The organism is Mucilaginibacter gilvus (genome assembly GCF_004054195.1).
GTDB classification, from domain to species: domain Bacteria; phylum Bacteroidota; class Bacteroidia; order Sphingobacteriales; family Sphingobacteriaceae; genus Mucilaginibacter; species Mucilaginibacter gilvus.
Genome location: NZ_SBIW01000003.1, coordinates 18,947 through 32,887 on the forward strand (window position 1 = coordinate 18,947; position 13,941 = coordinate 32,887).

The 13,941-nt window shown below is 47.0% G+C and carries 12 protein-coding genes; all 12 read left to right on the forward strand.

Going from position 1 to position 13,941, the window contains the following annotated elements:
- The first annotated feature begins 40 nt into the window (after positions 1-40).
- The 12 genes from EPL05_RS06140 (at position 41) to EPL05_RS06195 (ending at position 13,937) form a co-directional block, all read left to right on the forward strand.
- Positions 41-694 carry a hypothetical protein gene (locus tag EPL05_RS06140; RefSeq protein ID WP_128533084.1) on the forward strand — a complete coding sequence of 218 codons (654 nt, stop codon included), beginning with the start codon at positions 41-43 and terminating at the stop codon, positions 692-694.
- 172 nt (positions 695-866) lie between these two features.
- Entirely contained in the window at positions 867-2,402 is a 1,536-nt protein-coding gene (locus tag EPL05_RS06145) for a TolB family protein (protein ID WP_128533085.1), read from the forward strand.
- A 12-nt stretch (positions 2,403-2,414) separates the two neighbouring features.
- A complete protein-coding gene (locus EPL05_RS06150; RefSeq protein ID WP_128533086.1) occupies positions 2,415-3,335 on the forward strand; it encodes a TIM barrel protein in 921 nt (306 codons plus the stop codon).
- A 98-nt stretch (positions 3,336-3,433) separates the two neighbouring features.
- A complete protein-coding gene (locus EPL05_RS06155; protein ID WP_128533087.1) occupies positions 3,434-4,006 on the forward strand; it encodes a gluconate 2-dehydrogenase subunit 3 family protein in 573 nt (190 codons plus the stop codon).
- A gap of 1 nt (position 4,007) precedes the next feature.
- Positions 4,008-5,714, forward strand: coding sequence for a GMC oxidoreductase (locus EPL05_RS06160; RefSeq protein ID WP_128533088.1), 1,707 nt, complete (start codon positions 4,008-4,010; stop codon positions 5,712-5,714).
- A gap of 200 nt (positions 5,715-5,914) precedes the next feature.
- Complete coding sequence (locus tag EPL05_RS06165; RefSeq protein WP_128533089.1) at positions 5,915-7,594, forward strand: GMC oxidoreductase; 1,680 nt, start codon at positions 5,915-5,917, stop codon at positions 7,592-7,594.
- A gap of 18 nt (positions 7,595-7,612) precedes the next feature.
- Positions 7,613-9,046 (forward strand): Gfo/Idh/MocA family protein, encoded by a 1,434-nt coding sequence (locus EPL05_RS06170; protein WP_128533090.1) that lies wholly within the window; start codon positions 7,613-7,615, stop codon positions 9,044-9,046.
- A gap of 51 nt (positions 9,047-9,097) precedes the next feature.
- Positions 9,098-9,724, forward strand: coding sequence for a gluconate 2-dehydrogenase subunit 3 family protein (locus EPL05_RS06175; protein WP_128533091.1), 627 nt, complete (start codon positions 9,098-9,100; stop codon positions 9,722-9,724).
- Positions 9,725-9,936: 212 nt separating this feature from the next.
- On the forward strand, positions 9,937-11,106 hold the full coding sequence (locus EPL05_RS06180) for a Gfo/Idh/MocA family protein (protein ID WP_208394687.1): 1,170 nt from the start codon (positions 9,937-9,939) through the stop codon (positions 11,104-11,106).
- Between the two features lie 8 nt (positions 11,107-11,114).
- Positions 11,115-12,170, forward strand: a complete 1,056-nt coding sequence (locus EPL05_RS06185; RefSeq protein WP_128533092.1) for a sugar phosphate isomerase/epimerase family protein — start codon at positions 11,115-11,117, stop codon at positions 12,168-12,170.
- Positions 12,171-12,214: 44 nt separating this feature from the next.
- Positions 12,215-13,432, forward strand: a complete 1,218-nt coding sequence (locus tag EPL05_RS06190) for an MFS transporter (RefSeq protein WP_128533093.1) — start codon at positions 12,215-12,217, stop codon at positions 13,430-13,432.
- Between the two features lie 67 nt (positions 13,433-13,499).
- Positions 13,500-13,937 (forward strand): c-type cytochrome, encoded by a 438-nt coding sequence (locus tag EPL05_RS06195; RefSeq protein WP_128533094.1) that lies wholly within the window; start codon positions 13,500-13,502, stop codon positions 13,935-13,937.
- The last annotated feature ends 4 nt before the right edge of the window (positions 13,938-13,941 follow it).

Consider the following 13,941-nt stretch of genomic DNA (forward strand, 5'->3'; position numbering starts at 1 on the left):
TATACCTTAGTAAACCAATTATAGTAAACCTTTTATTCTGATGTACAATAAAATAACGCTTTTTTTTACCGTGGTGCTTGCAGCTGTGCTGTTTGCCGGTAGTGGTTACTCACAAACAAAATCTACAGGTATTTTTGATGGGCACGGCGATGTAGGCCCGGTTAAAAATAAGGGCAACGTTAAATACGATGCCAAAAATCATCAATACCTCGTTAGCGGCTCGGGTACCAATATCTGGGCCAATACCGATGAGTTCCAATTTGTGTGGAAGCAGATAAAAGGCGATTTCACTATCCGTACCAACGCGGCTTTTATTGGCAAAGGCACCGAGCTGCATCGCAAGTTTGGTTTGATGGTGCGCAAATCGTTAGATGGTAATAGCCCTCACGTAAATGCTGTGGTTCACGGCGACGGGCTCACCTCGCTGCAATACCGCAAAACAACGGGCGCGGTTACCGAAGAACAAAAATTGACACAAACTTTCGCGGAGGTAATTCAGCTGGAGCGCCGGGGCAATACCTTTATCATGTCGGTTGCGCATAAAGGCGAAGCTTTTGGCTCCGAAGAAAAGATAGATCTTGACCTGGGCGATGAAGTGTACGTAGGCATCTTCGTTTGTTCGCACAATGCGGATGTAGTGGAGAAAGCGGTTTTCGGCAAGGTGAAGATCACGGCAGGTAAACCCGGTAAGTAACGGGTTGGGTGTTGCATTTAACCAATCCTAATATTATTTTAACTACGTAACATAAAAAGTACACACAGGGGCGCTAAAACGCCCTTTTTTTATTTAAAAGCAATTTTTTAGATGGCTTTTTTACAAATGAATATATAACTTAGTAAACCAATTATTGCTAACCTAAAATTAAATGTCGAAAAAATTAACCTGTCCTTCAGCAGCTGTGTTTCTTGCCATGCTGTTTTCTTGCGCCACTTATGCACAATCCCAACCTTTAGGGATCTTCGACGGGCACACCGATATCGGCGTCATCAAACATAAAGGCACAGTTACCTACAATACAAAAACCCAGCAATACGAAGTCACCGGTTCGGGTGCCGATATGTGGTACGACCATGACGAATTTCACTTTGTATGGAAGAAGGTAAAAGGTGATTTTATCCTGCGCACTAACGGTGCTTTCCTGGCCGGCGATGAGCCTAACCGTAAATTTGGTTTGATGGTACGCAAAACCCTTGAGACAAATTCGGCACAGGTAAACGTAATGGTACATGGCATGGGCGTTACCGCTATGCAGTACCGCAAAGTAACCGGCGGGCAAACCGCAGAAGACAGGACAGCCGTTATCTCTGCGGATGTAATACAACTGGAAAGAAAAGGCGGCACCTATTATATGTCGGTAGCAAAAAAGGGTGATGTATTCGCCCCCGAGCAAAAAATTGACCTGGATTTGGGCGATGAAGTATATGTAGGTGTTTACGCATGTGCCCACAATGCCGATAAGGTAGAAAAGGTATTATACAGCAATGTCCGTATTATCACCCCGGCCCCAGCCGACCTCGTTCCCTATAAAAAATACGTCGGCAGCGCCATCGAATTGCTGGATATGAACACCCAGAACAGCCGCGTGGTTTACCAGTCGCCAAAATCGCTACAGGCACCAAACTGGATGAAGAACGGCAAATCCTTAATATATAATAGCGATGGTACCCTCTATAAATTTGATATTGCCACAAGTACCCCGGTAGCCTTAAATACCAACCCCGCCAAAAACAATAATAACGATCACGTAATATCCTTCGATGGAAAAATGCTTACCATCAGCAGCGGCGATGGCGGCCCGTCTATCGGTTACACGGTACCAATAGGTGGCGGTACCGCCAAAGCGGTTACCACCAAAGGCGTTGGCGCAAGCTATATGCATGGCTGGTCGCCCGACGGTAAGTTCCTCGTGTTTTGCGGCGAGCGTGGTGGCGAGTATGATGTATACCGCATCCCCTCAAACGGTGGCCCCGAAGTAAGACTAACCACGACCAAGGGGCTCGACGATGGCCCCGAGTATACGCCCGATGGCAAATACATCTACTTTAATTCGGTACGCAATGGTTTGATGCAGGTTTGGCGGATGGACGCCGATGGTACCAACCAAACGCAGATCACCAATGATGATTATAATAACTGGTTCCCGCATATTTCGCCCGATGGCAAGTGGATAGTATATATCACCTTCCTCAAAAACGAAGTTGCCCCGGGCGACCATCCTTTTTACAAACACGTTTATATCCGCGTAATGCCGGCTGCTGGTGGCCCATCAAAAGTGGTGGCTTATTTATATGGTGGGCAGGGTACTATCAACACTCCTTCATGGTCGCCGGATAGTAAGCATATCGCCCTTGTAAGCAATTCAGATCTGTTATTTCCTGTATTTCCAATAGCAAACAAATAAAATCTAAAAAGCATGAATGCATCCCGCAGAAGTTTCTTAAAAAACAGCGCCATGGCCGTAACCGCCGCGGCTTTATTGCCCGATAACGTGTTCGCCGCCGAGCCGAAAAAAATACAGCGCGTAGGCTTGCAGCTGTATTCGGTACGCGATGCCATGAAGACAGACCCAGCCGGGGTGTTAAAAAAACTGGCCGATATGGGTTATGTGCATGTAGAACACGCCAACTATGTAAACCGTAAATTTTATGGGTATACCGCTAAGGAATTTAGAAAAATACTGGACGATCTTGGGCTGATGATGCCAAGCGGCCATACCGTTATGACCACTCAGCATTGGGATGCTGCCAAAAATGATTTTACCGACGCCTGGAAATGGACAGTGGAAGACGCAGCAGTTTTAGGCCAAAAGTATGTAATAAGCCCATGGATGGATACAGCCGTGCGGACAGACAAATCCGCGCTTGACCGCACCATGGAGCAATTTAACAAAAGCGGCGAGCTGTGCCAAAAATCGGGGATGAAGTTTGGTTACCACAATCACGATTTTGAATTTACCACTATGGTAGGGAATATGCGCCTGTTCGATTACATTATGCAGCATACAGATCAGGCTTTGGTTGCCCAGCAGTTGGATATCGGCAATATGTATGGCCGCGAGAACGATGCCATCTCTATCATCAAAAAATATCCGGGCCGCTTTGAATCGATGCACGTGAAAGATGAAATAAAAAGTGCCGAATACCCCAACGAAGGCACCGGTTACGAAAGCTGCGTGTTGGGTCTGGGCGTGTTGCCGGTGAAAGATGTACTTAAAGAAGCCAAAAAAACAGGCGGCACCTCGTTACTGATCATTGAGCAGGAGTCGTACCAGGGCATGGATCCGCTCAACTCTGTAAAAATTGATTTACAAACCATGAAAAAATGGGGTTATTAATGCTTTAAAGCATACCTTTCAGCTTCATTTACTAATAACGGGATATTGTTTGAGCACAATATCCCGTTATGTATGCATAAACTAAATTATTCAGAACTTTGAACTATCAAATGAACAGGCGGATAGCGATCCGTAACATGGCTTTGATCCTGGGCAGCGCGGCTGTTTTGCCTTCTTGCCTTCATGATAATAAAGGCAAACCTGTGGTGGAGCTAAAATACCTTAAGCTTAATGGCGAACAGGAAAACCTGGTAAGCAACCTTGCCGAAACCATCCTCCCCAAAACCAATACCCCCGGTGCCAAAGACCTTGGCATAAATCTCTTCGTATTTAAAATGATAGACGACTGTTTCGATCAAAAAGGGCAGGACGAGTTTATGGCCGGTTTAAAAGAGTTTGGCGATGTAGTGGATAAAAAATACGGCAAATCTTTCAACGAATTAACCGCAGCAGAGCGCACCGCTTTTGCTAACGATATAGAGAAACAAAGTAAAGACCCCAACAATAAAGATAAGGACGCAAAAGCGACCGGTTTTTATTGGACGGTGAAAGGCCAAACAGTATTTGGGTACACCACCTCCAAATACTTTATGACCGAGCAAATAATTTATGAATTGGTACCGGGCAGGTATAATGCCATGTTCCCGGTAAAAAAGAAAGCGGCAGTATAACATGGCTAATTTTAATATAGATAGTAAAAGCGAGCGCACGTTTGATGCCATTGTAATAGGCTCGGGCATGAGCGGTGGCTGGGCTGCCAAAGAACTGGGCGATAAGGGCCTTAAAACTTTAGTGCTGGAGCGTGGTCGCGATGTAAAGCACAATAAAGATTATCCCACCACCAATATGTACCCATGGGAGTTTGCGCACCACGGTCAGGTAACTGCCGAAATTCGCGAAGCAAACCCCATTGTAAACCGCTGTTATGCCTTTGGCGAAGATGCTATGCATTTTTTTGTGAAAGATAAGGAGCACCCTTATGTACAGGAAAAACCTTTCGACTGGATTCGCGGGTACCAGGTGGGCGGTAAATCGCTGCTTTGGGCGAGGCAAACCCAGCGTTGGAGCGATTTTGACTTTGACGGTCCCGCACGCGATGGTTTCGCGGTGGATTGGCCTATCCGTTATAAAGATATTGCGCCGTGGTACAGCCATATAGAAAAATTCGCGGGCATCTCCGGCAACCTCGATGGTATTGCCGAACTGCCCGATGGCGAGTTTTTACCCGCCTTCCCGCTGAATGCTGTTGAGCAGCGTTTCAGCAAACACGTAAAACAACATTACCAAAACAGGCACGTCATCAGCGCGCGCTGCGCCCACTTATCAAAACCCAACCAGATCCATTTCGACCAGGGGAGGGCGCAGTGCCAAAAACGGACCCTTTGCCAGCGCGGCTGCCCCTTCGGCGGCTACTTCAGTGCCAACTCATCTACTATTCCATGGGCTTTAAAGTCGGGGCATGTAACGTTACGGCCATTCTCGGTGGTAGAATCCATTATGTATGATGAAAAGTTGGGCAAGGCAACCGGTGTGCGCGTTATCGACACCAACACTAAGGAAGCTATAGAATATTATGCCGATGTGATCTTTTTAAACGCGGCGGCATTAAACAGTAACCTGGTGTTATTAAACTCTACTTCAAGCCGTTTCCCTAACGGCTTGGGTAACGATAGCGGTACACTTGGCAAATACGTAGCCTTCCATAATTATTCGGCACATATAAATGCCGAGTGGGATGGAGATAAAGAATGGACAACCGATGGCCGTAACCCGGCAGGCGGTGGCTACATTCCGCGTTTCCGCAACGTGTACAAACAGGAAACCGATTTTTTACGTGGCTACGCGGCAGGCTTTAGCGCCTACCGTTACCGCGAGACCAGCAGTGACGGTGTTGGCGAGGATCTGAAAAAGAATTTAGTGAACGATAGCCTAAGCGGCTGGAAAGTTGGCTCGCACATGATGGGCGAAACCATCCCGAAGAAAAGCAACTACGTAGCGCTGGATAAAAGCCAGAAAGATCAGTGGGGGATCCCGCTGTTAAAAATTGCTGTGGAGTATGACGACAACGATGCCAAAATGAAGAAGGATTACGTGGAGCAGATGACAGAGATGTTCACCTCCGCCGGGTTCACCAATATTAAGGCATCAACCGATAACCGGGCACCGGGCCTGGACATCCACGAAATGGGTGGCGTACGTATGGGTAACGACCCAAAAACATCGATGCTTGATAAATGGCATCGCCTGCACGCCTGCCAAAACGTATACGTAACCGATGGTGCCAGCATGACCTCAACCTCATGCCAAAACCCATCGTTAACCTACATGGCCTTCGCGGCACGCGCGGTTGACCACGCGGTTAGTGAATCGAAGAAATAGCCCCCCAACCCCCTGAAGGGGGAACAGAAGTAAGAAACGGCTTTAAGCGTTTCAAAAGCTCGCCCTTCAGGGGGTTGGGGGGGAGGGCTGGGCTTAATGTGTATAAAAAACACAATGAAAAAATATTTGAAAAATAATTATTATGCCTACATTAGGCGAGGTAACCAATACTAAACAAATTTATTTAACGCAGTAATATTATGTCTACAAACACTTATGACGCTATAGTCATTGGTTCAGGGATATCTGGCGGCTGGGCTGCAAAGGAACTGAGCGAGAAGGGGTTAAAAACCATCATGTTGGAGCGCGGTAGAAATATCGAGCACATTAAGGATTACGTGAATGCGAATAAAGGCCCCTGGGAGTTCGAACACCGTGGCGGCCGTACCCAAAAAATGATTGAGGATTACCCGGTTTTAAAGCGGGATTACCCTTTGAACGAAACAAATTTGGATTATTGGGTTGACGAAAAAGAAAGCCCTTACACCGAAATTAAGCGTTTCGACTGGTTCCGTGGGTACCACGTAGGTGGCCGCTCGCTGATGTGGGGCCGTCAATCGTACCGCTGGCACGAAACAGATTTTGAAGCAAATGCTAAAGATGGCGTAGGTGTAGACTGGCCTATCCGTTATAAAGACCTTGAAAAATGGTACAGCTATGCAGAGAAATTTGCAGGTATATCAGGTAACCGCGATGGCGTACCTATCCTTCCGGATGGCGATTTTATGCCGCCGATGGATATGAACATTGTTGAGAAAGATGTTCAGAAACGTTTTAAGGATTTCTATAAAGATTCGCGCCACTTTGTAATTGGCCGTACAGCTAATATTACTGTTCCGCATAACAACCGTACCAACTGCCAGTACCGCAACAAATGCTGGTTAGGCTGTCCGTTTGGCGCATATTTCAGCACACAGTCGGCTACGTTGCCGGCAGCTATGGCAACCGGCAACTTAACCGTTCGCCCATGGTCTATAGTAACCCGTATCCTTTATGATAAGGATACCAAAAAAGCAAAAGGCGTAGAGATCATTGATGCCGAAACCAACAAAACTTACGAATACTACGCAAAAGTTATATTTGTTAACGCGTCGGCATTAAACAGCGCCTGGGTGTTAATGAACTCTGCAACCGATGTGTGGGAAGGCGGCTTAGGCAGCAGCAGCGGCGAGCTTGGGCACAACGTAATGGATCACCACTTAGGTGTTGGTGCAGGCGGCAGAATAGAAGGTTTTGAAGATAAATATTACTTTGGCCGCAGGGCAAATGGTATTTACATACCACGTTACCGTAACTTAAATGGCGAAAAACGCGATTACATTCGTGGTTTTGGTTACCAGGGTAGCGGTAGCCGCAGCAACTGGAGCCGCGACATTGCCGAAATGAGTATTGGTGCAGGCTTTAAAGACGCGCTGTCTGAACCGGGCTCATGGGGCTTTGGTATGGGCGGTTTCGGCGAAACTTTGCCGTATCACGATAATAAGATTACGCTTGATAAAACCAAGAAAGATAAATGGGGCCTTCCTATTTTAGCGTTCGACGTTGAGGTGAAAGAGAACGAGAAAAAGATGCGTGTAGATATGATGAACGATGCGGTAGAAATGCTGACCAAAGCGGGCGTAAAAGATGTAAAAGGATACACCAGTGATGGTATACTTGGCCGTGGTATCCACGAGATGGGCACGGCACGTATGGGCCGCGATCCAAAAACATCGGTACTGAACGAGTGGAACCAGGTTTGGGATGCCAAGAACGTATTTGTTACGGATGGTGCAGCTATGGCCTCGTCCGCTTGCCAAAATCCGTCGCTTACCTACATGGCGCTTACTGCACGTGCAGCAGACTATGCGGTAGACCAACTTAAAAAAGGCACTCTTTAATCAATAAAAACTATCAAAATGACTGAGAAGAAAGAAGAAACCCCCGCTGCCGGAGCATCCAGGCGGGATTTTATCAAGAACACTTCCCTGGCGGCAGCCGGTTTTATGATTGTGCCGCGTTTTGTTTTGGGCGGTAAGGGCTACACAGCGCCAAGCGATATGTTGAATGTTGCAGGCGTTGGTGCCGGTGGTAAAGGTGAAAGCGATATTGCGGCGTTCGCTAAAAGCGGCAAGGCCAACATCGCGTTCCTTTGCGATGTGGATGACCGCCGCGCGGCAAAATCAAGAGCAGCGTTCCCTAAAGCAAAATATTATAAGGACTGGAGAGAAATGTACGATAAGGAATCAAAAAACTTTGATGCCGTATCTGTTTCCACGCCAGATCATAACCACGCTATCATCGCATACCATGCTATGGAAATGGGTAAACACGTTTACGTGCAAAAACCCTTAACTCATGATATTTGGGAAGCACGCTTATTGACGGCCGCAGCACAAAAATTCAAAGTAGTTACGCAAATGGGCAACCAGGGCGCATCTAACGATGGGACCCGCCTGATGTCGGAATGGTACGATGCCAAACTGATAGGCGATGTGCATACCGTTTACTGCTGGACAAACCGCCCGGTTTGGCCGCAAGGTATTAAATGGCCCGCGCCAAGCACCAACATCCCTGCCGAACTGGACTGGAACCTTTGGTTAGGCACTGCACCTAAAAAAGATTACGTAGATAAATTGGTACCGTTTAACTGGCGCGGCTGGTGGGATTACGGCACCGGCGCCCTCGGCGATATGGGCTGCCACCTTGTAGAGGCGCCTTTCCGCGTGTTGGGCATTCGCTACGCAAAAGATGTACAGGCAAGCGTGGGTAGTGTTTATGTTGATGAATTTAAACAAGGCCACTTCCCTGAAAGCTGCCCTCCATCGAGCCATATTACGCTTACTTTCCCTAAAACCGAGAAAACTAAAGGCGATGTTACCCTCCACTGGATGGACGGCGGTATACAACCCGAAAGGCCTGAAGAATTAGGTGCAGGCGATAAATGGGGTGGCGAAGAAGGCAATGGTACACTGTTTATTGGTACAAAAGGTAAAATGTTTGCCAGCACCTATTCTGATGCCGCTACATTGCTGCCAAAAAGCCGCATGGAAAATGTTAAAGCCAAGCAAAAATATGCCCGTGTACCGGGAGGCGCAAGCGGCCACTATAAACAATGGGTTGAAGCTTGTTTAGCCGGTTACGGTAAACAAGAAGTAAGCTCGCCGTTTGAAGTAGCAGGCCCGCTTACCGAAGCGTTGCTGATGGCTAACCTTGCAGTGCGCGGTCACGAATTAAAAGGTGGCAGCATTAAATTGCTTTGGGATAACGATGCCATGAAGGTGACCAACTTTGATGAAGTGAACCAGTATGTTAAACGTAACTACCGCGAAGGTTTCGACCTGAAAGCTTAATTGCCAAACGGTTATCAATAAGAAAATTAAACGCATTTAATTCAAAATAAAATGAACAGAAGAGACGCATTAGGCCGGGTTGGTTTGATCCTTGGGGGAACCATCATCGGCGCTGAGTTCTTTATGTCGGGCTGTAAATCTGGAAGCACTGTAAACACAGCAGACCTGGCTAAGCCCGAAACTACCGCCTTTTTAGATGAGGTGGGCGAAACCATTTTGCCGGAAACCAGCACCCCGGGTGCTAAAGCCGCAAAAGTAGGTGCATTTATGGCGGTGATGGTAAGAGATTGCTACACCGAGGCCGATCAAAAGGTGTTTCAAGAGGGTATAGGTAAACTGGACGAGGCAAGCAGCAAAAAATTCAGCAAGAAATTTATGGAGGCAACTGCTGCCCAGCGTACCGAACTTTTAACCGAGCTTGATAAAGAGGCTAAAGACTACGCTAAGAAAAGAGGCGCGGATATTGATGCCGACAAGCTCAAACACAAAGACGAGAAGGACTACAAAGGTGCGGATATCCCTAACCACTACTTCACCATGATGAAACAGTTAACCCTGCTGGGTTACTTCACATCTGAAGTGGGTGCTACAAAAGCATTACGCTATGTGCCGGTACCGGGTAAATACGTTGGCGATTACCCTTACAAAAAAGGGGACCGCGCCTGGGCACTGTCATAGTAGTCAAAAAAAACCTATCAAGCCCTCCCCAAAAGGGAGGGCCTTTTTATAAAATTTCCTCTAACAGAGGGGGTTACAGGCTTTTAAATAAAGTCGACTCTTTTAGGGGAGATTTATAGCGGGCTTGCCTTTATTTTCAGCAAAATTTAATACTTTTAAGCCATCCCGGCGTCAACCTGCCGGTGGTTTAAACAGAGCTTATCTACAATATTATGAGTAAAAGAAAACTGCGCATGGGCATGATCGGCGGTGGTAAAGATGCCTTTATTGGCGCTATACACCGTATTGCCGCTAATATGGATGGCCAGATAGAACTGGTTTGCGGCGCACTTAGTGTTAACCCCGAAATAGCACAGGAAAGCGGCCGGATCCTTTTCCTGGATGAGGACCGTATCTACAACAATTTCGATGAGTTGTTTAAAGCAGAAGCACAAATGCCTGCCGATAAACGCATGGATTTTGTAACCATTGTTACCCCAAACTTTGCCCACTTTGCACCTGCGATGGCGGCATTAGAAAACGGTTTTAACGTGGTAGTAGAAAAACCGGTAACCTTCACCCTGGAAGAAGCCCAAAAGCTGAAAGCTAAGGTAGAAGAAGCAGGCCTGATGCTGCTGCTTACTCATACCTACGCGGGTTACCCAATGGTAAAAGAGGCAAAAGCATTTATTAAAGCAGGCTCGCTTGGCAAAGTGCGCAAAATATATGTAGAGTATATACAAGGCTGGCTGAGCCGCTTATCAGAGCGCGAAGGTAATGCACAGGCATCATGGCGTACAGATCCAACAAAATCGGGTAAAAGCGGTTGCATGGGCGATATTGGCACCCACGCCGCGCACCTGGCCGAATATATCTCCGGCAAAAAGATCACCCAGTTAAATGCTTCCCTCAACATTGTGGTGGATGGCCGTATGCTGGATGATGACGGTGCTGTATTATTAAGATTTGAAGATAACGTTACCGGCACTTTAACCGCCTCGCAAATTGCGGCTGGTGAAGAGAACGCCCTTAAAATACGCGTTTATTGCGAAAACGGCGGCCTGGAATGGCAACAGCAGGAACCCAATACCCTAATTGTAAAATGGACCGACAAACCGGCGCAGATCTTACGCGCGGGCAGCGGCTATACCGATAGGTTATCTAGCTACGCTACGCACAACTGCCGCACACCTGGGGGGCATCCTGAAGGTTACCTGGAGGCATTCGGCAACTTGTACCGCAACTTTGCTTTGGCATTAAGCGCTAAAATAGAAGGCGTGGAGCCGAAGGCAGAATGGCTGGATTTCCCGGGCATCGAAGACGGGATCCGTGGTATGGCATTTATTAATAATGTGGTTGCATCAAACAACAGCGACCAAAAATGGACTGATTACGTTATCTAACAAAACACATGAACACTATAAAAGGGCCGGCAATATTTTTAGCGCAGTTTATAGGCAACGAAGCGCCGTTTAACGATCTAAGCTCCATCTGTAAATGGGCGGCGGGGCTGGGTTACAAAGGCGTACAGTTACCAACAAACGACGCGCGTTTTATCGACCTGCAAAAAGCAGCCGAAAGTAAAACCTATGCCGATGAAATAAAAGGCATCGTAAACGCCGCCGGTTTAGAAATTACTGAACTATCTACCCATTTACAGGGCCAGCTGGTTGCCGTTAACCCGGCCTACGATTCGCTGTTCGACGCTTTTGCGCCGGATGCTGTGAAGAACAACCCGGCCCAAAGGCAGAAATGGGCGGTGCAGCAATTGAAATACGCTGCAAAAGCATCGCAAAACCTGGGTCTTAACGCGCACGTTACGTTTAGCGGCGCGCTGATATGGCAAACGGTTTACCCATGGCCGCAACGCCCCGCAGGGCTGGTAGATACCGCTTTTACCGAGCTTGCCAAACGCTGGGAACCTATCCTGAACGTTTTTGACGAGAATGGCATCGATCTTTGTTACGAAGTACACCCGGGCGAAGACCTGCACGATGGTATCACCTACGAAATGTTTTTGGAGAAAGTGAACAACCACAAACGTGCCTGTTTACTTTACGATCCATCGCACTTTGTGCTGCAATGCCTGGATTACCTGGAGTATATTGACATTTACCACGAGCGTATAAAAATGTTCCACGTAAAGGATGCCGAATTTAACCCTACCGGCAGGCAGGGTGTTTACGGCGGCTACCAGGACTGGATCAATCGCGCAGGCCGTTTCCGCTCACTGGGCGACGGACAGGTAGATTTTAAGGCGATATTCAGCAAATTAACCCAATACGATTATACCGGATGGGCGGTACTGGAGTGGGAATGTGCATTAAAACATCCGGAAGATGGTGCGAGAGAAGGCGCACAGTTTATTAAGGATCACATCATCCGCGTTACCGACCGCACTTTTGACGATTTTGCCGTATCGGGCTCCGACGAAGCTTTTAACCGTGAGCTTATCGGCCTTAGCTAATAGAGAAGAATTTTAACAACCAAACCAAAAAACCTAATTATAAAATGGCCACTACTACTATTAACCGTACGCAACTCTTTAGGGCAAGCTGCCTTGCTTTGTTGGTAACCTCACTATCTTTCGGTATCCGCGCGGGTATCTTAAATAAGCTTGGGGTAGATTTTAATCTTGATAAAGCACAACTGGGCACTATCACCGCAACAGCATTCTGGGGTTTCCCATTAGCCGTGGTAATAGGCGGGGTTATAGTAGATATCATCGGCATGAAAAGGCTGCTAGTAATGGCATTTTTATTTCACGTGGCAGGTATCCTCTTAACCATATTTGCCACCGGGTTTTGGAGCTTGTTTATATCTACCCTTCTTATTGGCTTAGCCAACGGTACTGTAGAAGCAGCTTGTAACCCACTGGTAACTTCGCTTTATACCGAGGAGAAAACAACCAAGCTGAGCCACTTTCACCTATGGTTCCCCGGCGGTATTGTTATTGGTACACTCATTGTAATGCTGTTAACCAAACTAAACCTAAGCTGGCAGATCCAGGTTGCAACCATGCTTATCCCAACCGCAATTTACGGCTTCCTGTTCTCCAAATTAGATTTCCCGGTAACCGAACGCGTTGCATCGGGCGTAAGCACAGGCAGCATGTACAAGGCAGTGCTTAGTCCACTTTTCATTTTTATGTTTATCTGTATGCTGGGCACTGGTATCACCGAGTTATTCACCGGCCAATGGATCGATGTATTGCTGAAGAATGTAAGCGATAACGCATTGCTGTTGTTAACTTTGGAGACTGGTATCATGGTAGTTGGCCGCGCATTTGCCAAACCAATTTTAAAACTGGTAGAACCACAGGTAGTGTTGCTGATATCAACCATATTGGCAGCTGCCGGCATTTACATGCTAAGTACTTTCACAGGCAATTCTATCTTCTTTGCAGCCATCGTATTTGGTATGGGTGTTTGCTTCTTCTGGCCAATGATGCTGGGCTTTGTAAATACCAATATCCCAAAATCGGGCGCGTTAGGCTTGAATTTGATGGGCGGCGCCGGTATGTTTGCGGTATCTATTTACACCATGTTCATGGGCTCGTACTACGATCAAATTGTAAAAGAAGCCAATGGCGATAATACCCTGGCAGGCGTAAAGGTATTACAAGCAACATTAGTTATACCAATAGCACTGATAGTAGCATTTGCTGGCCTTGTATTTTACATGCGCGGCCGCAAGAAAGCAGTAATAATACCCGAGGTTGCAGTTTAAATTAAATATTTATTATAAGTTAAAAATTGTATTTTTCGGCATTCAAAACACACTAATATATTACCCCATGAAAAAAGTTTTTATCGTTTTAGGCATCAGTTTAGTAATAGCAGCGTGTGGCGGCTCAAAACCGGGCGAAGCAGAAGGTGGCGACACCTCAACAACAGCAACTAACCAAACAGCCACAGCGGCGCAACCAAACGTAGATACCTCTGCAACTAAAATAGGTACAGAGCCTGCTGCTGCTGCAGCGACCCCGGGCAAAGGCGCTACGCTTATAGCCGGCAGCGATTGCACCACTTGCCATAAAGAGCACCAAAAAATTGTAGGCCCTGCGTTTGCAGATATCGCCAAAAAATATACTGCTGCTGATGAAGAAAAATTAGCTAAGAAAGTAATAGCAGGCGGCAGCGGCAACTGGGGCGATATTGCCATGAGCCCGCACCCGGCAATTTCTTTGGCGGATGCTAAGGAAATGGTGAAATACATTTTATCAGTAAAATAAGGTT